At 68.2% G+C, this 20,526-nt stretch carries 20 protein-coding genes; 10 read left to right on the forward strand and 10 right to left on the reverse strand.

Annotation, left to right across the window (positions count from 1 at the left end):
* Window positions 1-158: 158 nt before the first annotated feature.
* The gene (locus tag GC106_RS29670) at window positions 159-548 is read left to right on the forward strand and encodes a phage holin family protein (RefSeq protein ID WP_173137435.1); all 390 of its coding nucleotides are present in this window, start codon (window positions 159-161) and stop codon (window positions 546-548) included.
* Between the two features lie 170 nt (window positions 549-718).
* Here the strand turns inward: GC106_RS29670 and GC106_RS29675 are convergent, their stop codons facing one another.
* The 3 genes from GC106_RS29675 to GC106_RS29685 all read right to left on the reverse strand — a co-directional run bounded on the left by GC106_RS29675 (window position 719) and on the right by GC106_RS29685 (window position 6,000).
* Window positions 719-1,762, reverse strand: coding sequence for an ABC transporter permease (locus GC106_RS29675; RefSeq protein ID WP_173137437.1), 1,044 nt, complete (start codon window positions 1,760-1,762; stop codon window positions 719-721).
* On the reverse strand, window positions 1,759-2,679 hold the full coding sequence (locus tag GC106_RS29680) for an ABC transporter ATP-binding protein (protein WP_173137439.1): 921 nt from the start codon (window positions 2,677-2,679) through the stop codon (window positions 1,759-1,761). Before GC106_RS29680 ends, GC106_RS29675 begins: the two co-directional genes overlap by 4 nt.
* 87 nt (window positions 2,680-2,766) lie before the next feature.
* Window positions 2,767-6,000, reverse strand: a complete 3,234-nt coding sequence (locus GC106_RS29685; protein ID WP_312872950.1) for a GH92 family glycosyl hydrolase — start codon at window positions 5,998-6,000, stop codon at window positions 2,767-2,769.
* Window positions 6,001-6,602: 602 nt separating this feature from the next.
* Here GC106_RS29685 and GC106_RS29690 point away from each other — a divergent pair.
* The 5 genes from GC106_RS29690 to GC106_RS29710 are packed head-to-tail and all read left to right on the forward strand — an operon-like array spanning window position 6,603 to window position 11,405.
* Window positions 6,603-7,586 carry a LacI family DNA-binding transcriptional regulator gene (locus tag GC106_RS29690; protein WP_173137443.1) on the forward strand — a complete coding sequence of 328 codons (984 nt, stop codon included), beginning with the start codon at window positions 6,603-6,605 and terminating at the stop codon, window positions 7,584-7,586.
* Between the two features lie 56 nt (window positions 7,587-7,642).
* On the forward strand, window positions 7,643-8,617 hold the full coding sequence (locus GC106_RS29695) for a class I mannose-6-phosphate isomerase (protein WP_173137445.1): 975 nt from the start codon (window positions 7,643-7,645) through the stop codon (window positions 8,615-8,617).
* Window positions 8,614-9,375, forward strand: a complete 762-nt coding sequence (locus GC106_RS29700; RefSeq protein ID WP_173137447.1) for an ATP-binding cassette domain-containing protein — start codon at window positions 8,614-8,616, stop codon at window positions 9,373-9,375. Before GC106_RS29695 ends, GC106_RS29700 begins: the two co-directional genes overlap by 4 nt.
* Window positions 9,372-10,400 (forward strand): ABC transporter permease, encoded by a 1,029-nt coding sequence (locus GC106_RS29705; RefSeq protein WP_173137449.1) that lies wholly within the window; start codon window positions 9,372-9,374, stop codon window positions 10,398-10,400. Before GC106_RS29700 ends, GC106_RS29705 begins: the two co-directional genes overlap by 4 nt.
* Before the next feature lie 30 nt (window positions 10,401-10,430).
* The gene (locus tag GC106_RS29710; RefSeq protein WP_173137525.1) at window positions 10,431-11,405 is read left to right on the forward strand and encodes an ABC transporter substrate-binding protein; all 975 of its coding nucleotides are present in this window, start codon (window positions 10,431-10,433) and stop codon (window positions 11,403-11,405) included.
* Window positions 11,406-11,605: 200 nt separating this feature from the next.
* Here the strand turns inward: GC106_RS29710 and GC106_RS29715 are convergent, their stop codons facing one another.
* From GC106_RS29715 to GC106_RS29725, 3 genes are all read right to left on the reverse strand, one after another.
* Window positions 11,606-12,337, reverse strand: a complete 732-nt coding sequence (locus GC106_RS29715; protein ID WP_173137451.1) for an ESX secretion-associated protein EspG — start codon at window positions 12,335-12,337, stop codon at window positions 11,606-11,608.
* A gap of 1 nt (window position 12,338) precedes the next feature.
* Window positions 12,339-13,052 (reverse strand): hypothetical protein, encoded by a 714-nt coding sequence (locus GC106_RS29720; protein ID WP_173137453.1) that lies wholly within the window; start codon window positions 13,050-13,052, stop codon window positions 12,339-12,341.
* A 396-nt stretch (window positions 13,053-13,448) separates the two neighbouring features.
* Entirely contained in the window at window positions 13,449-13,775 is a 327-nt protein-coding gene (locus GC106_RS29725) for a PE domain-containing protein (protein ID WP_173137461.1), read from the reverse strand.
* Between the two features lie 408 nt (window positions 13,776-14,183).
* Here GC106_RS29725 and GC106_RS29730 point away from each other — a divergent pair, with 408 nt between their 5' ends.
* From GC106_RS29730 to GC106_RS29745, 4 genes are read left to right on the forward strand one after another with little or no spacing between them, the layout of a single operon-like run.
* Window positions 14,184-14,516: a DUF6317 family protein gene (locus GC106_RS29730; RefSeq protein ID WP_173137463.1), complete on the forward strand. Its 333-nt coding sequence runs from the start codon at window positions 14,184-14,186 to the stop codon at window positions 14,514-14,516.
* Window positions 14,513-15,742 carry a flagellar export protein FliJ gene (locus tag GC106_RS29735; protein ID WP_173137465.1) on the forward strand — a complete coding sequence of 410 codons (1,230 nt, stop codon included), beginning with the start codon at window positions 14,513-14,515 and terminating at the stop codon, window positions 15,740-15,742. Before GC106_RS29730 ends, GC106_RS29735 begins: the two co-directional genes overlap by 4 nt.
* 5 nt (window positions 15,743-15,747) lie before the next feature.
* Window positions 15,748-16,365, forward strand: a complete 618-nt coding sequence (locus GC106_RS29740; protein WP_173137467.1) for a hypothetical protein — start codon at window positions 15,748-15,750, stop codon at window positions 16,363-16,365.
* A complete protein-coding gene (locus tag GC106_RS29745) occupies window positions 16,358-16,927 on the forward strand; it encodes a hypothetical protein (protein ID WP_173137469.1) in 570 nt (189 codons plus the stop codon). Before GC106_RS29740 ends, GC106_RS29745 begins: the two co-directional genes overlap by 8 nt.
* 1 nt (window position 16,928) lies before the next feature.
* Here the strand turns inward: GC106_RS29745 and GC106_RS29750 are convergent, their stop codons facing one another.
* From GC106_RS29750 to GC106_RS29765, 4 genes are all read right to left on the reverse strand, one after another.
* Entirely contained in the window at window positions 16,929-17,576 is a 648-nt protein-coding gene (locus GC106_RS29750; protein WP_173137471.1) for a response regulator, read from the reverse strand.
* On the reverse strand, window positions 17,564-18,778 hold the full coding sequence (locus GC106_RS29755; protein WP_173137473.1) for a sensor histidine kinase: 1,215 nt from the start codon (window positions 18,776-18,778) through the stop codon (window positions 17,564-17,566). The genes GC106_RS29750 and GC106_RS29755 overlap by 13 nt, the downstream gene beginning before the upstream one ends.
* A gap of 55 nt (window positions 18,779-18,833) precedes the next feature.
* A complete protein-coding gene (locus tag GC106_RS29760; protein ID WP_246366850.1) occupies window positions 18,834-19,592 on the reverse strand; it encodes an ABC transporter ATP-binding protein in 759 nt (252 codons plus the stop codon).
* Window positions 19,593-19,663: 71 nt separating this feature from the next.
* Entirely contained in the window at window positions 19,664-20,497 is an 834-nt protein-coding gene (locus GC106_RS29765) for an LLM class F420-dependent oxidoreductase (RefSeq protein WP_173137474.1), read from the reverse strand.
* Window positions 20,498-20,526: the final 29 nt, after the last annotated feature.

Consider the following 20,526-nt stretch of genomic DNA (forward strand, 5'->3'; position numbering starts at 1 on the left):
TACTGGCCACAGGCAAACAGTCCTGTGTGGACAATTGCGACACGTCGCGAGCCACACAGGCACCGAAACCACGCCGTTAGGCCGTAAAGTACGGCACCGCCGATCGCGGTAGCCCGCGCCTACGTGTCCAGATTGGTCATCCGTGAGAAGGTGGCCGCGTGGAATTCGTGTATCGAGTGCTCGCCTCGGCCGCCGCCGTCTGGGTCGCGACCATCCTGCCGGGGATCAACCTGCTGAGCGGATCGGTGCCGGCCCGCATCGGCACGCTGATCGGCGTCGCGGTGCTGTTCGGCCTCGTCAACCTGATTCTCAAACCGATAGCCAAGATCGCGGGCTGTGTCGTCTACATCCTCACGCTCGGCCTGATCGGCCTGGTGGTCAACGGCCTGTTGTTCTGGTTCACCGGCTGGATCGCCGGCGAACTGGACCTGCCGTTCGAGGTCACCGGCTTCTGGGCCGGTTTTTTCGGCGCGATCATCGTGGCGATCGTGAGCTTCGTGCTGACGCTCCCGCTGCACCTGAAGAAGCTGGCGAACCGCCGCCGTTAGACGGCCTGGTCAGGCAGGCGATCCCGCGTTCGACGCGGCGTTCTGTCGCGCGAAGGCGTGCGAAAGGGTTGCCTGCCCTCTCGTGAGTGTTTATCGGTGTTCTAACCCTGATAAACACTCACGAGGGGTTCACTGTGGGTCCTGCCTGATCCTTTCGGCCACGTGTCGAGCTAGCTGTCCCAGCGGAAGACGCGAGTCGCGACAAAGCCGACGACCAGCGTGAACCCGATCAGGATCGCGCTGGGCACCACCAGTGCCTCGATACCCTTGCCGCGGACCAGGAAGTCCTGCATGCCGTCGTTCATGTGCCGCAGCGGGAAGATCTGCGAGACGGTCTGCAGCCAGCCGGGCGACCGGTCGATCGGGAAGAACGTGCCGGACAGGAACGCCATCGGCAGCACCACGATCTGCGCGGCGCCGTTCGCGGCCTCCTCGGTCTTGGCGAACGACCCGATCAGCAGGCCGATGGCGAAGAACGCGAGCATGCCGAACAGGAACACCGGGATGGACAGCCACCACGTGCCCGCCAGCCTCAGCCCGAACAGCGGCAGGCACGCGATCCCGACGAACAGCACAGCCTGGGAGATCGCGATGCCCAGTGTCACGCCGATCCGGGACATCAGCACGGTCGCCGGGGACACCGGCGCGAGCCAGAGCCGCCGCAGCACCTGCTTGCGGCGCCACTGCACGAACGTCATCGCCGCCCCGAACACGCCTGCGGACGCCACCGCCCAGCTCAGGATGCCCGGGGTCAGGTACTGGATCGCGTTGAGCGAGTCGTCCTCGACCTGGCTGGGCTGAAAGGTGAACCGCGGCTGCTGGCCGGTCGCCGCGACGTTGGCCTTGTCGACCACACTGGACACCAGCCCGTTGACGATCCCGGACTGGTTCTGGTCACTGGCGGCGAACCGCAGCTGGACGTTCGTGCCGTTCTCGATCACCGCGCCGGGCAGGTCACCGGCCCTGACCGTGGCCACGGCCGCGTCGGCGGAGTCGAACCGCTGTGTCTCCACCACCCCGGCCTGACTGAGCGCCCGCACGACCGGGCCGTCGCCGACCACCGCCAGCTTGATCTTGTCGGTGCCCGCGTCCCGGAACAGCAGCCCGAAGATGACCAGGAACATCAAGGGGAACAACAGGATGAAGAACACCGCCGCCTTGTCCCGGAGGAATCCCTTGGCACCGGCGATGGAAAGGCTCTTGAACGCGTTCACGCCCGGTACTCCCGTCCGGTCAGGTCGAGGAACACGTCCTCGAGGGTGGCGGTCCTGACCTGCAGCCCGTCCAGGGTGCCGCGCTCGGCCAACGCACTCAGCACCGGCGCGGGCTTGCGGGTGGTGATCGTCAGCGTGGTGCCGTCGTCCTTGACCTCGTCGACACCGGTGAATCCCCGTACGTCGTCGACGGGAAGCACACCGTGGTCGAGCATGATGTGCGCGGGCGCGTCCAGTCCGCGGACGAGCGCGGCAGGCGTGTCCATCGCGAGGATCGTGCCGTGGTCCATGATCGCCACCCGGTCGCAGAGGGCCTCGGCCTCGTCGAGGTAGTGGGTGGTGTACACGATCGTCTTGCCGCGCGAGCGAATCTCCCGCAGCACGTCCCAGAGGTTGCGCCGGGCCTGGGGATCCAGCGCCGCGGTCGGCTCGTCGAGGAACACGATGTCCGGGTCGTGCACCAGCGCGCACGCGATGGACAGCCGCTGGCGCTGACCGCCGGAAAGCTTGTCCTCCCTGGTGTTCGCCTTCTCGGCGAGGCCGACCACGTCGAGCATCTCGTCGATGTTCTTGGTGCCCTTGCCGTACAGCGAGGCGAACGTCTGCAACTGCTCCCGCGCGGTCAGCTTCTCGAAGAACGCCGACGCCTGTAACTGCACGCCGATCCGTGGCACGAGTTTCACCTTGCGTGGCCACGGGTTCTCACCCAGTAGCGTCACGCTGCCCGCGTCGGGCCGCCGCAGGCCCTCGACGATCTCCAGGGTGGTCGTCTTCCCGGCGCCGTTCGGCCCGAGGATGCCGAAGAACTCACCTTCGGCCACAGTGAACGACACTCCGTCAACGGCGGTGAGCTCACCGTAGGTCTTGCGGATCGCGGAGACGACGATCGCGTCCCCGCCTCCCCCATTACCGGTCATGGACGCAAGGTAGCCCGCCTCGCGGGCGAAATCTCGCGAGGCGGGCCACTCGATACGAATATCAGCCGTCCGGTTAGGCCGTTCGGCCTACCCGACGGACACCGTGAACACGTGCAAGGTGCCGCCGGACACCGACGACGGCAGCGTCACGCTCCTGACCTGTTTGGACGGATCGAGCGCGATGGGCTCGGTCGCGAACACGTAGGTGTTCAGGCCCTGGGACGACCCGTTCACCGAGTTGCGGTACGAGGACGTCACCGCGATTCGGTTGCCGAACGACGGCTGTTGCCCGCCACCGCCCAGCGTCCAGTCCGAGAAGCCGATCTGGGCCTGCTGCGTGGATCCGTCGGTGTAGGTGATCGTCAAGGTGCCGGACGCCGTGCCGTTCGCCGCGCTGCCGAGAAAGGCCAGCTTGGTCGCCCCGGCAGCCGCCTGGACGTTCACCGTCTGCCCGGAGGCGATCACGTTGTCCGGTTCGCCGACCTCGGTGAGCGGCCAGGTATGCGGCAAACCGTCCACTGTGACGGTTCCGCCGGGTTTCAGCCCCGCGTTGGACAGGGCGTTGGCCGAGTAGCTGAACCCGACGTTGTCGAAGTTCGCCACGGACATCGCGTTGTCCGGGGAGATTCCTACGTTGTTGTAGGCCGCCCGCAGGCTGTCGGGCTGTGCGACGAGGATCTGCAGCGTCGCGCTCTGCAGTGGTCCCTGCGGACCGTTGAACCGCACCACCACTTGGTAGGTGGCCTCCGGCGTGCCGGGCTCGGCACGAACCGCGACCGACCTGCCCGCCTTGGCTCCCGGCGGGACGATCAACTCGCTCCCGCCGGGGATCACCGAGATCCCGGGCGGTCCCGGCGCGGTCCACGTCAGCCGTGCGCCGTCGCCGGAGAAGTCCTGCGCGCCGATCTCGACGAAGCCCGTGGTGCCTGCGGGAAGCACGATCCGTGACGGGGAGACGTACCCGCGCTGCCCGACCTCGCCGTCCCGGAACGAGGGCGGCGCGTCGCCAGGCCCGCTGCCCCACGCCGACGGAGTCGCGGACATGGTGAAGTCCACCGTGCCGCCACGCTCCACAAAGGACTCCGGCAGCCAGGTCCGGCTCGACGGGCGTCCGTTGAAGAGCAGGCCGGTGACGTACGGCGACTTCGCGCCCGCGCCCGCGCCGCGGATGGTCAGCTTGGCACCGGCGGGCCGGGTGACCACGATCTCCTCGAACAACGGTCCATTCAGGACCAGTTCGGCGCGGCCCGGGATCATCGGGTACATGCCCATCGCGGCCCAGACGTACCACGAGGACAACTGGCCGAGGTCGTCGTTGCCGACCAGGCCGTTCTCCTTGGGGCTGTACAACTCCGTCAGCACCTTACGAGTGATCGCCTGGGTCTTCTCCGGCGCCCCGGCGTAGTTGTACAGCCAGGTGACGTGCGAGTTCGGCTCGTTGCCCATGAAGGCGAACGGTTTGCCGGGACCCGCGTTGAGCTCCGTGAAGAACGTGTCCAACCTGTTGATCACGGTCGCGTTCCCGCCCATCGCGGTGAACAGGCCACTCGGGTTGTACGGGACCATCCAGGCGTATTGCGCGCCGTTGCCTTCGACCCAGCCGTCGCCACTGGCCGGGTTGAACGGCTGCATGAACGAGCCGTCCTTGTTGCGCGGGTTCAGATAACCGTTGGCCGGGTTGTAGAGGTTCTGCCAGTTCTGGGCGCGTTTCATGAACGTGCTCCAGGTCGCGCCGTCGCCGAGCCTGCGGGCCAGTTCGGCGATCGCGAAGTCCGCGCTGGTGTACTCCAGGGTGGTCGCGGCCGCTCCCCAGACGTTCGGCGAGCCCATCGGGATGTAGCCCAGTTCCTGGTAGTCCTCAAGGCCAGGGCGCTCGATGTAGCCCTGCGTCGGCTGTGTCGCCCCGCGCAGCATCAGCAGGAGGGCCTTGGCCGCGTCGAAGTCCTTGGCGCCGAAGGCATACGCGGTCGACACGATGATGTGGTACGGGTCGCCGTTCATCACGCCGGTGTAGCCGTTGGCGACCGTCCAGCGGTCCCATGCCCCGCCTTGCTCGGCGTACAGCATCATCGACCGGGCGATGTCCGACGCTTCCTCAGGCGCCAGCAGGGACAGCAGTTGGAACTGTGAGCGGTAGACGTCCCAGCCGGAGAAGTTGGTGTAGACGGGCCGGTCCGTGGTGTGGACGCGACCGTCGAACCCGGCGTATCTGCCGTCCGCGTCGGAGAAGACGTTGGGCTGGATCAAGGAGTGGTAGAGCGCGGTGTAGAACGTGGTCCGCTCGTCGGTCGTGCCGCCCTTGACCTGGATCTGGTTGAGCTTCGCGTTCCACGCGGCCCGTGCGTTGTCCCTGACCTGCTCGAAGGTGCCGTTCTCGGCATTGAGGTTGCCCTTCGCGCCGTCGATCGACACGAACGAGAGTCCCACTCGGACGTTCACGGTGTCCGACTCGAAGGAGTCGAACGTGACGAACCCGCCCGAGCCTGGCCCGGACACCGTGGTGTCGAGTGGTGCGACCGGCCGCGGCTTCCCGGCCCGCTCAGCGGTCTTCGGCGCGTCCACGGCTTCGAGGTCGACCTTCGGCGGCGCGCCACCCCTTTCGGCTCGTTTGCCGTGCGTGACCGTGCCGTTCTTCCAGGTACCGACCGACTCGAAGGGCCGGTCGAACTGCGCGTGGAAGTAGACGCGGTAGCGGTGGTCCACACCGCAGAACTTGCCGCTCGTGGCCCACCCGCTGATGGTGTCGGTACCGATGACGGTCTCGGCGTCGTCCGTGCCCGCGACCGATCCTGACGTGTTGACCAGCAACGTCGACATCGCGCCCGCCGGGAACCGCAGGCGGCCGACGCCCGTGCGCTGGGTCGCGGTGAGTTCGACCCCGGCGCCGGAGTCCAGCGTCACCCCGTAGCGCCCGGGCGTCGCCGTCTCGTTGGCACGGTTGAACTTCGCGATGTACCTGGCCGGGTCCGTCGCCGGGGACGTGGTCACCTGGCCGACGAACGGCATGAACGGGATGTCCTGGTACGTGCTGCACCCGGCGCCGGACAGGTGCGTCAGGCTGAAGCCCTTGATCCGATTGTCGTCGTGGAAATATCCCCCGTGCTGGTGGGTCACGGTGTCCGGACTCCACTGCACCATGCCGAACGGCACCACGGCCCCAGGGAAGGTGTTGCCGGCACCGCCGCCCGTGCCGTGGTCGGGTCCGCCGGGCTTGGTGCCGACGTAGGGGTTCACGAACTGTGCTAGATCCTCGACGGCGGTCCGCGGCTGACCTGTCGCGACCGGGGCGCTGACCACGCCCCACGCGACCCCCAGGGTCACCGTCGCTGCCAACCATCTTCTGCGTGACATGTGGCCGATCGCCTCCCGGATTGACTGACAACCTTGTCGCTATCAACCGTTCGTGTCGGCCACACTGCGCAGCGTGGCGGGCTTCGTCAACCCTTCACCAGATCTCAGCCCATCCAGCCCGCCCCAGTTACCCCAAACGCGCTAACCCACCCCTCACCTCGCCCGCCACCACCCGTGTCCACCACTCCGGCACCCCGTGTCCACCACTCCGGCACCCCGTGTCCACCACTCCGGCACCGTGAGATGCGCTTTGCGGCACCTCCGATGTGCTTGCGGCACCTTCGATGCGCTTCCTGCCTGTCTCAGCCGGGCTGGGTTGGGTGAATTACCGCGTGTCCGCCTTTGCGGCTTGGCGTGAGTTCTCCATCCGACTCGCTTCCAGCGTGCTTTCTTCTCTCCGTGCGCCGCGGACGGAGCAACTCACGCGCCGCAAAGGCAGACACGCGCGGTCACATGTCACCGACTCACGCGCTCGCTTCGCTCGCTTGTTCTTCGTTGTTGCTCATGTGATACTCAGCGCCACCATGACAACGTTGTCGGAACCAGGGACTCGCAAGGTTCGGCGGGCGACCATGAGTGATGTCGCCCGGCTTGCCGGGGTGAGCATCAAGACCGTGTCCAGGGTGGTCAACGACGAGCCCGGTGTCCATCCCGACACCGCGGAACGGGTGCTGGCCGCGATCGAACAGCTGGGTTTCCGCCGGAACCTCGGTGCCCGCAATCTTCGGCGGGGGATGTCCACCGGGACCATCGGGCTTGTCCTCGAGGACGTCGGCAACCCCTTCTACTCCGTGCTGACCAGGGCCGTCGAGGAGGTCGCCCGGGCGTTCGGGCGCCAGGTGCTGACCGGTTCGTCCGCCGAGGACCCGGCCAGGGAACGAGAGCTGGCGCTGGAGTTCTGCTCACGCCGGGTCGACGGGCTGATCGTCGTGCCCGCCGGGATGCAGCACGGTTATCTCGTGCCCGAGATGCGCGCGGGAACTCCGGTCGTGTTCGTCGACCGGCCCGCTGGCGATGTCGTGGCCGACACCGTGCTGGTGGACAACCTTGGCGGCACCGCCGCGATGGTCGATCACCTGGCCCGGTACGGCCACAGCCGGATCGCCTTCCTCGGCGACGCACCCGACATCTTCACCGCCAGTGAGCGGTTACGAGGTTTCCGCGAAGGATGCGCGAAGGCGGGCATCCGTTACGACGAGTCGCTCGTCGTGATGGGGCCGCACACCGACGCCGCGGTGGCGAGTTCCGTCCGCCGCTTGCTCTCCGGCGCCGATCCGGCGACCGCGCTGATCACCGGCAACAACCGGATCACCATCATGGTGTTGCGTGCCCTGAGCACGCTCGACGCGCGTCCCGCCGTGGCCGGTTTCGACGACTTCGAACTGGCCGATCTGCTCGCCCCGCCGGTCACCGTGCTGGCGCACGACATCGCCGCGATGGGCCGGGCCGCCGCCGAGTTGTTGTTCGCCCGGATGGAGGGCGACACGTCACCGCCGCGCAGGATCGTGCTGCCGGCCAACATCATCCCTCGGGGATCGGGAGAGGTACGACCTTGAACAGCCCAGACGTCGCAACCGGAGTAAGCCCGGTGTGGCTGCCTGCCAACCAGCCCATGCAGTTCTACGCAGGCGGGGAATCGATCGAGGCGCTCAGAGGGGTCGGCAACGCACGGACGGACCACGGCCCGGAGGACTGGGTCGGGTCGACCACCACGAGGTACGGCCAGGAGACCGCCGGCCTGACCATGCTCGCCAACGGCCAGTGGCTGCGGGACGCCGTGCGGGAGAACCCGGAGAACTGGCTGGGCAAGGCACATTCGGCACGCTTCGGCGGCGATCCCGCCGTGCTGGTGAAACTGCTGGACGCCGGGCAGCGGCTGCCGGTGCACTGCCACCCGTCGGACGCGTTCGCGCAGCGGCACATGGGTTCCCACTTCGGCAAGACCGAGGCGTGGATCATCGTCGGCACACCGGCGGACGGCGGCGACGTCCACATCGGATTCCGGGAGGACCTTTCCGGCTCCACGGTGGCCGACTGGGTGGCCGAACAGGACACTTCGGCGATGCTCGGCGCCTTGAACACCGTCACGGTCCGGCCGGGCGACACGGTTTTTGTGCCCGCCGGGTTGCCGCACGCGATCGGCGCTGGCGTGTTCATCGTCGAACTACAGCAGCCGACCGACCTGTCGGTCACGTTGGAGTGGAAGGACTTCCTCGACTCGGAGGCCGGTGGACACCTCGGCTTCGGCTACGACGTGGTGCTCGACTGCGTGGACCGTTCCAGGTGGGACGCGGACCGGCTCAAGCAGATCGTGCGGCACGCCGAGGACGCGTCGCCGGTGACCGACCTCCTTGGCCCGGACGCGGCAGGGTTCTTCCGTGCGCAACGGATTCGTGGTGGCGCGTCGCTGGACGCGTCGTTCTCGATCCTCGTCGCACTGGAGGGGTCGGGCACGATCCGGACCGAAAGCGGCGAGGTGGCGGTGAACAAGGGCGATACGTACGTGTTCCCGCACGCCGCCGGTCCGGCCACAGTGGACGGCGAGCTCGTGGCGATCCGTTGCCTGCCACCGGAGGTAACGTTGTGACACCTGTCCTGCAGGCGCAGAACATAGTCAAGCACTATGGTTCGGTCGAAGCACTGCGTGGCGCGTCGTTCGAAGTGGGCCAAGGTGAAGTGGTCGCACTGATCGGCGACAACGGCGCGGGCAAGTCGACCTTGGTCAAGTGCCTGTCCGGCGCGGAGATCCCCGACTCGGGCACGATCCTGCTCGACGGACAGCCGGTGACGCTCGACTCGCCGGTGACCGCGCGCAGGCTCGGCATCGAGACCGTGTACCAGGACCTCGCCGTCGCACCGGATCTCGACCCGGCCGCGAACCTGTTCCTGGGCAGGGAGATCCGCCGCAAGGGCCTGCTCGGCAAGTTCGGCGTGCTGGACAAGGCGGAGATGCGCAGGCGTGCCGCCGACGAGTTCACCCGGCTCGGCGTGACGCTGCAGAGCATCGACGTGCCGATCGGAGCGCTTTCCGGTGGGCAACGCCAAAGCGTCGCGGTCGCGCGTTCGGTCGTGTGGGCGAGCAAGGTCGTGTTCATGGACGAGCCCACCGCCGCACTCGGTGTGGTGCAACGGGAAAAGGTGCTCGACGTGATCAAACGTGTGCGCGACGAGGGCATGGCCGTCGTGCTGATCAGCCACAACATGCCCGAGGTGCTCTCGGTGTCCGACCGGGTCGAGGTGCTGCGGCTCGGGCGTCGTGTCGCACGGTTCACCGCCGCCGAAGCCTCGCTGGAGGACCTCGTCGGCGCGATGACGGGCGCGTTGACCCAGGAGGACGCGGCATGACCACTTTGGACGGCCTGCCCACCGCGGAACGGCGGTCGTTAGGCGCCCGGTTGTTGTCCGCCAACACCTTCTGGATCGCGCTTGTGCTGCTGGCGCTCATCGTGGTGTTCAGCGCGATCGCGCCGGAGTCGTTCCTGACGTTCTTCAACTTCCAGCAGCTGTTCATCGAGACCGCGGTGCTGCTGGTGATCGCGGTCGGGATGACGTTCGTGATCATCACCGGCGGCATCGACCTGTCGGTCGGCTCGGTGCTGATCTTCGCGGGCATGATCTCCGCGAAGACGATGGAGTGGATGAGCCCTGGTCAGGACGCCAGCAACGCGGGCTGGGGCGTGATCACCGCCGGGCTGGTGGTGGCGATCGCGGGCGGTTCGCTGTGGGGCCTGATCAACGGTCTGCTCGTGGCACGGGCCAACATCCCGCCGTTGATCGTCACGCTCGGCACGCTCGGCGCCGCACTGGGCGTGGCCTCGCTGCTCAACGACGGCACGAACGTGCGCACGGTTCCGTTGGAACTGCGGGACAGCCTCGGCTTCGGCACGCTGGAGGGCAACATCCCGAACCTGGTCGTCGTCGCGGTGGTGATCACGGTGATCTTCGGCCTCGTCCTGCACACCACCCGGTTCGGCCGGTACACGTTCGCGATCGGCTCCAACCCGGAAGCCGCACGGCGGGCGGGCATCGGCGTGACCCGGCACCTGACGAACGTCTACCTGCTCACCGGTTTTCTGGCCGGGATCGCGGGTTTCATGTCGCTGGCGTACTTCCAGTCGACCACGATCTCCGGGCACACCACGGACAACCTCAACGCCATCGCCGGTGTGGTGATGGGCGGCACGAGCCTGTTCGGCGGGATCGGCACGATCCTCGGCACGGTGATCGGCGTGTTCATCCCGGCGGTGCTGCAGAAGGGCTTCAATATCATCGGCGTCCAGCCGTACTGGCAGATGATCGCGGTCGGCGCGGTCCTGGTCGCGGCCGTGTGGTTCGACCAGCAACGCCGTCGCTCCCAGAACAAGCGATAATTGGAGGTTGTGGTGTCAACGAGGACACTCATGCTGGTGCTCGCCACGGGTGCGCTGGTGGCGGGATGCGGCGGGCAGATCGGGCAGAACAACGACACGCCGGCCCAGACCGGCGGCGCGACGCCCGCCAACAAGAACCTTGACCTTGTTGTGGGCGTGAAGAACGAGCCGTTCTACATCTCCATGCAGTGCGGCGCGGAAGCCGCCGCGAAGGAAGCGGGTTACACGATCACCACCCAGGCGCCGGACAAGTTCGACCCGACGCTGCAGGCCCCGATCGTGACGGCACTGGGCGCGAAGAAGCCCGCCGCGCTGCTGATCGCACCGACCGACGACAAGACCATGGCGCCCCAGATGAAGCAGATCAAGGACATGGGCGTCAAAGTGATCGAAGTGGACACCGCGTTGCAGGACACCGGCATCGCCGTCTCGTCGATCTCGTCGGACAACGCCCAGGGCGGCCGGCTCGCCGCCCAGACGATGGCGAAGCTGACCAGCGGCAAGACCGGTTCGGTGCTCGTCCTGGACACCAAGGCGGGCACGTCGACCACGGCCGCGCGGGCCAAGGGCTTCGAGGAGGAACTGAAGAATTCGGCGCCGAACCTGAAGTCGATCGGGATCCAGTTCACCGAGAACGAGCCCTCGGTGGCGGCCCAGAAGGTGACCGCGGCGATCTCCAGCACGCCGGACCTGGTCGGCGTGTTCGCGACGAACCTGAACACCGGCGAGGGCGCCGCGACCGGGCTGCGGAGCGCGGGCAAGGTCGGCCAGGTCCAGCTGGTCGGTTTCGACGCCAGCCCGTCGGAGGTGGAAGGCCTGCGCGCCGGGGCGTTCCAGGCCCTGATCGCGCAGGACCCCGGCATGATCGGCCGGACCGGCGTCCAGCAGGCGATCGCGGCCGTCGAGGGCAAGTCCGTGCAGCGCAACATCTCCGCGCCGCTGGTCGCACTGACCAAAGAGGACATGGACAAGAAGGCGGAGTTCTTCTACAAGACGAAGTGCTGAGGCCGGCCTGATCCGAGCTGGGTACGCCATGCTTCACCGCATGGCATACCCGGCTTGTTCTCGCGCTGGTTCTGTTGGACCGTTTCACCCGCGCCGGTCTGCGCTGGGTGTGGTTTCGGCCAGGGCGGACGTCGATCTCCGCCCGGACGAGCGCGGGAAGTGCTGATCTGCCACCGGGGGTGCGCCTACCCCGGCACCGGTCATTCGAAAAGCACCCTGTCGATCTGGCGGGCCAGGCGCGCCGCGTCGGTGGGTGCGATCGTCGTCCACGGCTCACCCGACGGACTGATGTGCTCCTCGGTGAGATAGCCGCCGGACTCGGTGCGCCACCACCCGATGACACGCTGGCCCCGGCGCCGCTTGACCGTGACACCGAACTGGGCGGTGTCCACTGGGGACTCGTTCATCACGGCGATCATGCGCGCGTCGCTGCTGCCCACCCCCAGACGCTGGAGTGCTGCTTGGAGCTCGCGCGTGTCGTCACCGGCCTCGGCGGCGGCCTTCCGCAGAGTCTCGGTCGGCAGGGACACCGAACGGCCGTAACCAGGTGAGGTGTCAGGCAGAAGCCGGACCGCCTGATCGCTCAGGCTCTGCGCCGTCGCGCGCCGGATCAGCACCTGCTGCCCACGGTTGATGACCAGCACCGCACGCCGCTCGGTCGCGACCAGCACCGCGTTCGCCGGGCCGTCGACGTGCGCGACCACGTCGACGATCCGGGTCGCCTGATCGAACAGCCGCAACCGCCCGGCCAGGCTTTCGTCGACGTCACCCCACTCGTCGACCAGTTCCAGGCGGCTTAACTCCGCTGACGCGTCGTTGATCCGGTCGGGCCCCAGGCCGTCCGGCACGAGCCAGACAGCCGAGGGCACCCGGACACCCAGGCGCTCGGTCAGCACGAGGAACGCCGTCGCGGAAAGTCGGATCGCGCCCACGTCAGTATCTGTCCTCGCCGGTCACCGGAATGGGTTCTGCCTGTGCTGGAGTCGCTTGCTGCTGCGGCGGGACACCGGGTGGCGGCTGGGCCACGGCACGTTGCCCGACCGGCGGCCGCGGCCCGGGGACCGGCCCGCCACGAGGGTGCCCGCCGGGTGTGTCCGTGGCGGCGACAGTGGCCAAGGTGGTCAGCGGCGGATACTCCGGCAGCGAGCCGAGGTGCTGGTTCGTCGAAGTCTGGTAGCCGGTCATCACCCGCGCGGCCTCCTGGTGCGCGGCGTCGGCGCGCTCCTTGGCCCGCACGAAGTCGGCGGTCAGCTTGGCGGCCGGGAACCCACCGCTCGGCGAGATGTCCGGAAGCGGCACGGGTTCCGGCATCCGGTTGCGGGCATCGACGAACGCGTTCACCTGCCGCACGCTCAGCTCGCACGCCTTGCTCGCCGCGACCGCCGCCGCTGCCGCCCAGTCAGCTGATGCCTTTGTCAACGCCGTGGCGCCGGCCGCGGCCGTACCCGACCAGTTGGCGGACAGTTCCCGCACGCCCCTCTCGATCCGTTCGTGTATCTCCTGCAGCTTCCTGCTGGCACAGTCGTAGTGCTCGACGGTGCCCTGCGCGGCGCCGGCACCGAGGCCGCCGTGGATGTCGTCGTACATCCGCTGATGCGACTTCGCGAGCCACACCAGGTGACTCGTCACGTCGTCGATCCACCCCACCGCACACCTCCCATCTCGCCGGCTACGTGGTCACCGCGACCGAATGCCCTGTCCGAATCGGATTTTCCGATTCCGGAATCGGGTACTGATGCCCGGCGGAATACATTGTTCGCGCGGCCCGAAAACAATTCGCAGGTGGGGACGCCGCGGGCCGGGCTCGGCGGTTCGCCGGGGGCGATTCTCCTCAGCCGATGTGCCGGAACACGCTCGCGCTGATTCACCCAATCGGTCTGCCCCGCACGAGGGTGTGGGGCCGCCGGGTGCGTGGCGGTGGAGGTCTGGCGGGAGGCCGTCGGGGACGGCCCGGACGGAGGCTGCGTCGAGGCGTGGCCGGGGGTGTCCACAGTGCACCCACCAGCCAGGACTAACACCGGTTCGGCCGCGCCAAGCCGCGAACTAGACACCCTCGGTCCTCCGCATTCCCTCGGCGTTGCCCGTCTCGGTCCGCCGGTATTCGGCGACGCCGGCTCGAATCCCGTCCGCGATGTCCCGCAGCCGGTCCCGGTACTGCTCCAAGGCGCCGACATGGGAAGCCAGGCCCGCCTGGGTGAAGCCCTCCGCCGCGCGCAGGCTGACCTCGTCGCCGGCCATCGGCCGCATCCGCAACTGGTGGCGGCCGTCGCGGACGAGCCGCGTGAGGTCTTCGACGGAGTCCTCGAAGAGCTTGCCGACCTTGTCCACCTGATCAGGGCGGATCTCACTCAGGCCTGGTCGCTCGGGCATCGGGCCTCACCTCTGCATGTCGTACACACTGCGTGAACGAGCATAGCCAAGACTGTAACGGTCCGCGTGGGTCTCGGGGACCCGACAACGCCCACGAAAGAGCGAAATGACCGAGCGGCGGAGGCAGCGGCGGATCGATCAATTAGCCATGCTAATTGTATTTCGCAGTCGACGGATTCGCGTCTGGAACGCACGCGACAATCAACGCTGCCCGGACGTGCGCTCCCGCGCCGGAAATGCGGCCTTGTCGGCACTGACGCGGTACTGGAACTGCGAGCCGCCTGGTGTCCGGTGCGGACGACCTCCGGGACACCCGGCTGCCCGGCTCGCGATCATCCGGATGACAGGGTGGATCCAAACGGGCCGCCACTGCGTCAGAGTCCACACGCGACGAGAACGGGGAGTTCGATGCCAGACGGATACCGCCTCGAACTGGGCGGCATGGGCAGGTTGATCGATCAGCTGGCCAGGGCCGAGGAACGGATGACCAAGGCCAACGACAACCTGCGCGCCTCGTCCGCCCGTGATCTGGGCAGCCTCACCGTCGACCAGGCGGGCAACGCCTTCCAGGACCGGTGGGAGTACGGCATCGGCAAGCTGGCCGAATGCGCGGGCAAGATGGTCGAGGGGCTCGGCGCCACCCGCAAGCAGTACCAGCAGGCCGAACAGGCCATCTCGGAGTACTTTCCCGCCGGTGAGGGCGACTCGCGGATCTCCCGCAGGATGGGCGGTGCCTCGTGAGCTACCCCGCAATCGGCTTCAACCCGGCCCCCGGCACCGTGGGCTCGGTGACCAGTGTGGCCGACAACATGTCCACTGTGGCCAAGGAGCTCAACGAGGCGTACACGTCGCTCACGAGCATCGGCCGTGGCGGCAGCGTCTGGGAAGGTGAGGCCGCCAGCGGGTTCCAGGGCAAGGTCGGGGAACTTCCGGACTATCTGGACAAGGCACGCCGCTCCCTCGGTGACGCGTCCAAAGTGTTGCAGGACTGGGCCGCCGACCTGGAGTCCATGCAGCGCACCGCGCAGGACTACGAGGCGCAGGCCAAGAAGGCGTTGCAGGCCGTGCGGAACGCCGAGAACAACCCGGATCTCGGTCTCGCGGGCCAGATGTTCGACACCGAGGAGGCCCTGCGCACCGCGCAGCAGCGGTTCGACCAGGCCAAGCAGCAGCTCACCAACGCCGAGAACGACCTGACCGCCATCCGTGAGCAGGCCAAGCGTTTGCTCGAACAGCATCAGGAACTGGCCGACCGGGTCGCCGACGCACTGCGCAGGGCCAAGGACGAAGCGCCCGAGGAACCCGGGTTCTTCGACCGGATCGGGGAGGCGCTCAGCGACATCGTCGACGGCGTCAAGGAACTCGCCGGCGACGTGTGGAACTTCGTCAAGGAGCACGCCGACGTCATCGCCAAGATCGGCACCGTGCTCAGCGCCGTGGGCAACGTCCTGGGTGTGGTGGCCATCGCGACGTGCTGGATCCCCGGCGTGAACGCGGTCACCGCCACCGCCGCCGCCGTGGTGAGCGGCGCCGCCGCGGGGACCAAGCTGCTGGCCAAGGCCGCGGGCGCGGACGTCTCCTGGACCAGCATCGGGATGGACGCCATCGGCGTGATCCCCGGCGGCCGGGTCGTCGCGGGCGCCAAGAACGCCGCCGTCCAGGCCGCCCGGACCACCGGCGCGGTCTCCCGGGTCCCGGTCGCCGGGGCCAAGGTGGTGCAGATCGGCAGCGACACGTTCACCCCGATCACGCAGGCCGCATTGCGTGCCAACCCGGCTGAGGCGATGTACAACGCCGCCCGCTACACCCACGCCAACGGCGTCAAGATGGCGAACTGGATCCCGGGCGTGAACATCACCGACGCGTTCTCCACCGGCGGCCTGATCGCCGGGACGGCCGTCAACAGCACCATCAAGACGGGCATCGGTCTGGGCAAGGAGCAGGTGAAGGAGCACTCCCCGTGGTGACGACCATGCGACAGCCGCGTGGGTTCAACCTCGTGCTGCCGGAACAGTTCGTGCGGATCCCGCTGGGCGAGCTGACCGAGGACGGGCTCCGTGGCCTGGCGGCCGAGATCGCCGGTGTCTTCCAGGTTCCCGAACCGGACCTGGGCGCGGTGGCCTCGGCCATCACCCTCGCGTCGGTCGGCGCGGGAGCCGCCGCGGGCGGCGCGTCACACGTCTCCGCGGGCATTTTCCGGTCCACCGACGGCGAACGGCCACTTCTGGTGCTGCTCAGCGCCTATGTGATGGCATCCGGCCACGCCTCGGTCCAGGCCGCGATCAGCGGCTTGCTGGAGGTCCACGAGAGCCGGCAGGCCGGTCTCGTACGGACCGTGCACCTGGATTCGGGCCCCGCGGTCACGGTCGAGGCCCGCGAGGACAGCGAGATCACCATGGGCGAGCCCGCGGAGACCTACGAGCTCACGCAGCACTCGCTCACCGCCTGGATTCCCGACCCGGACGGCACCACACTGGTCGCGTTGTCGGTGATGAGCACCAATACCGAGGACTGGCTCGACATCAAGGACCTCACGGAGGGTATCTTCGACGGGTTCTTCTGGCAGCCCCGAGGAATCGCCGATGACTGAGTGGTCCAGGATCACGCACGTACCCGACCGGCACGCGTTCGTGCGCGACCACTTCGCGCGGGTCTGGCACGACGGCCCGGCCCTGTCCGTCGAGATCGAGGCGTTCCGCCCGGCGTACGAGGTGGAAGGCCGTCGCCGCAACGGGTCTGTGAAAGGACGGCAGCCGGTCCGGTGGTTCTTCGGCCGGATTCTGCTGCCGTTGCGCGACATCGTCCTGGCACCGATCGCGATCCTGGGCAACGGGCCGTCCAGCAGCTACCGCACCAGCAAGGTCAGCGGACCGGCCAACGGCATGGGAGTGGCCTTCGCCGACGCGACCAAAGCCGAGCACCAGAAATACGAAGTGGACCCGTGTTGGTTCGTCTGGACCCGCAACCGGTCCGCGCTGATCCGCATCGCGCGGGACGAGTTCCGCGTGACGATCCTGTGGCAGGGCGACGGTCCCGCGCGGCCGCACGTCGACCCGCCCAACCGGACCCTGCGCTGGCGTGACGGTTCCACGGTCGAACTGCGCCTGCGTGACTGGGAAGCGCAGCAGGCCGCCACACTCCCACCGGGCTAGGTCATCTGTTGAGGTAGGCCAGGACCGCGAGCACGCGGCGGTGTCCGCCGTCGCTCGGCGGCAGGTCCAGCTTGGCGAAGATGTTCCCGATGTGCTTGTGCACGGCCCGTTCCGTCACCACGAGCTTGGTCGCGATGTCGCTGTTGCCGTGTCCTTCGGCCATCAGCCCGAGCACTTCGCGCTCCCGCGGGCTCAACGTGCTGACCGGGTCGTGCCCCCGGCGGCGGCGCACCAGCAACTGGGCGACCACTTCGGGGTCCATCACGGTTCCGCCGTCCGCCACCCTGCGCAACGCGTCCACGAACTCGTCCACGCGGCTCACGCGGTCCTTCAACAGATAACCGACGCCGCCGCGCCCGTCGGCCAGCAACTCCGTCGCATAGGTCTCTTCCACGTACTGGGAGAGAACGAGAACCGGCAACGACGGGAACTCCGCACGCACCACCAGCGCCGCGCGCAGTCCTTCGTCCCGGAACGACGGCGGCAGCCGGACGTCCACAATGGTCACGTCCGGCCGATGTGCGCGCACCGCTTCGACAAAGGACGTCCCGTCGCCCGCGGTGGCCACGACCTCGATGCCGCTGGTGCGCAGCAGCAGGTTCAGGCCTTCCGCCAGCAGGACGTTGTCCTCTGCGATCACGACGCGCAAGGAAGCTCCACCGATATCACCGTGGGCCCGCCGATCGGGCTGTCGACGGCCACGGTACCGTCCAGCGCGGCCACTCGGCGTCGCATTCCGAGGATTCCGGTCCCCCTGGACTCGTCCACGCCACCGAACCCGTTGTCGGACACGGTGATGCGGACGCACTCGTCCCTGACGACCCGCACGGACGCGCTGGTCGCGTGGCTGTGCTTGGCCACGTTCGTCAACGCCTCGGCCACCACGAAGTACGCCGCCGCCTCGACCGGGGCGGGCACGCTGCCCAGGTCCTCGGTCTCCACGACCGTGGGCACCGGGCAGCGCGCGCCGAGCGCGGCCAACGCCCCGTCGAGACCGCGGTCGGCGAGGATCGGTGGGTACATCGTCCTGATGACGTCCCGCAGTTCCCCCATGGCCTGTTCGGCGCCCTCCCGCGCCTCCCTGACCAACGTCGACACGGGATCCTTGGTGTCCAACGACTTCTCGGCCACCCCCAGCCGCATCGCGATGGACACCAACCGTGCCTGCGTGCCGTCGTGCAGATCCCGCTCGATCCGGCGCAGTTCGGCGTCGTGCGCGCTGACCGCGCCCGCCCTGGTCTCCGCCAGTTGCTCGACCCGGGCGGCCAGCCTGGACGGCGACAGCATCAGTTTCGAGAAGCTCGCGTGAATCCGGGCCAGCACCGGCACGCCGAACCACGCCAGGGCGAGCGCGACGACGGTGGTGGGCGCGCCGATCACGATGGCCCTGCCCAGATCGGTGATCGGCACGTTCAGGATCTGGATCGCCTCCCCCGGCGGCATCGCCCACCAGAAGAACAGCATCACCAAGCTCGCCCCCGCGAACGCCGCGAGCAGCATGCCCACCATGCCGAACGCGAAGCCCAGCACCATGTTGGCGACCAGCCACGCCAGGTCACGCCACGTGGTCTGGTCGGTGATCACCTGCCGCACCCTGGCCAGCACGCCGCCGGTCAGCGGGCGGAACTGCGGCTGCACGGGCGTCCCCAGGACCCAGCCGGCCAGATGGCGGTGCACGTCGGTCCACAGCCGGATGATCATCACCGCGATCGGGAACAGCACGAACCCCAGCCCGGCCACGATCAGCGCGATCCCGCTCATCGGCAGGAGCATGAGCAACGGCATGGACACGGGAGCGCTGAGCCCGACCGCGGCCAGGTATCCGACGCTCTTCCCCCACTGCTTCAGCATGTCCATGAGTGTGCCCTGGTCCTCGGCCGCGCACAGTGGTACGAGCTACACCCTTTCAGGAGGCGCGGCGGTCACCGAGGTGCGTCATCCGCTCGGCGATGAGCTCCGGCGTCGGCCTGCGCATCTCCCCCGCGAACTGGCCGTCGGCCAGGAAGACCACCGAGTCGGCGTACGAGGCCGCGACCGGGTCGTGCGTGACCATCAGGACCGTCTGGCCCATGGCGCTGACCACGTGCCGCAGCAGTTCGAGCACCTGACGGGCGGTCTTGGTGTCGAGCGCGCCGGTCGGCTCGTCCGCGAACACGGCGTCCGGCCTGGTCACCAGGGCCCTGGCGATGGCGACACGCTGCTGCTGGCCGCCGGAGAGCTCGCTCGGCAGCCGGTTCAGCCGGTCGCTCAGCCCGACCGCGCGGATCACGTCGATCAGCAGCGCGCGGTCGACGTTCTTGCCCGCCAGCCGCAGCGGCAGGGTGATGTTCTGCTCCACGGTCAAGGTGCTGAGCAGGTTGTAGGCCTGGAAGACGAACCCGATCCGTTCCCGGCGCAGCACGGTCAGCCGCGTCTCGCTCATCCCGGACAGTTCGGCGTCCCCCAGCCAGACCTGCCCGCCGGTCGGCCGGTCCAGCCCGGCCGCGCAGTGCAGGAACGTGCTCTTGCCCGACCCGGACGGTCCCATCACCGCGGTGAAGGTGCCGCGGCGCAGCTCGATGCTGACGTCGCGCAACGCGTGCACGGTGCCGGCACCGGTGCCGTACGTCTTGGAGACCCCGCTCATCCTCAGCGCCGGCATCATCGTCATCACCTGTGAGTTCATGACGGCAACGCTATTGAGGACGAGCGGGTCCGAGAATGGCTCAAACACCCGAGTCGAACGTGGGGTTATCCCTACCCCTGGCCGAACTCGCGCACCTTTTCGGCGAAGTCGTCGAGCAGCCGCAGCGTCTCGTCACGCGGCTTGGACGGCAGGAAGAGCCCGATGTGCTCGAACCCGATGCCCTGGTAGGCCCGCCACTGGTCGAGGTCCTTCGGCGCGCCGAAGACGGCCAGCGGCACGTCCCGGCCCGCGCCGTCGCGCATCTGCGCGACCCGGCTGGTGAGCTGGCCGGCAGGCAGGGGGTTGGCGATCCAGCCCGCGCCGTGCCTGATCACGCGGCGGACGGTGGCGTCGGAGTTGCCGCCGACGAAGATCGGCGGGTGCGGCTGCTGGACCGGCTTGGGGCGGCTGTGCACGGGATCGAAGTCGACGAACTTGCCGTGGTACTCGGCCGGTTCGGTCGTCCACAGCGCCTTGACCGCCTCGATCCGCTCGTCCAGCAGCGCGCCGCGGGTCGACGGGTCGGTGCCGTGGTTGCGCATCTCCTCGAGGTTCCAGCCCGCGCCGACGCCGAAGACGAAGCGTCCGCCCGAGATCAGGTCGACGGTCGCGGCCTCCTTGGCGGTGGTGATCGGGTCGCGCTGGATCAGCAGGGTGATCCCGGTGAACAGCAGGATCTTCTCGGTCACCGCGGCCGCGGCGGCCAGCGTGCCGAAGGGGTCGAGGGTCTTGTAGTAGACCGATGGCAGGTCACCGCCGCCGGGATACGGGGTCGCGCGGCTGGCGGGGATGTGGGTGTGCTCGGCGACCATCAGGGAGTGGAACCCGCGTTCCTCGATGGCACGCCCCAGGTCGGCCGGACCGATCGCGTCGTCGGTGACAAACGTGGCAATCCCGAACTTCATCAAGCGACTCCCATCCTGTGGTGGTCCCC

It is taken from the genome of Kibdelosporangium persicum (assembly GCF_013280595.1).
Taxonomy (GTDB): domain Bacteria; phylum Actinomycetota; class Actinomycetes; order Mycobacteriales; family Pseudonocardiaceae; genus Kibdelosporangium; species Kibdelosporangium persicum.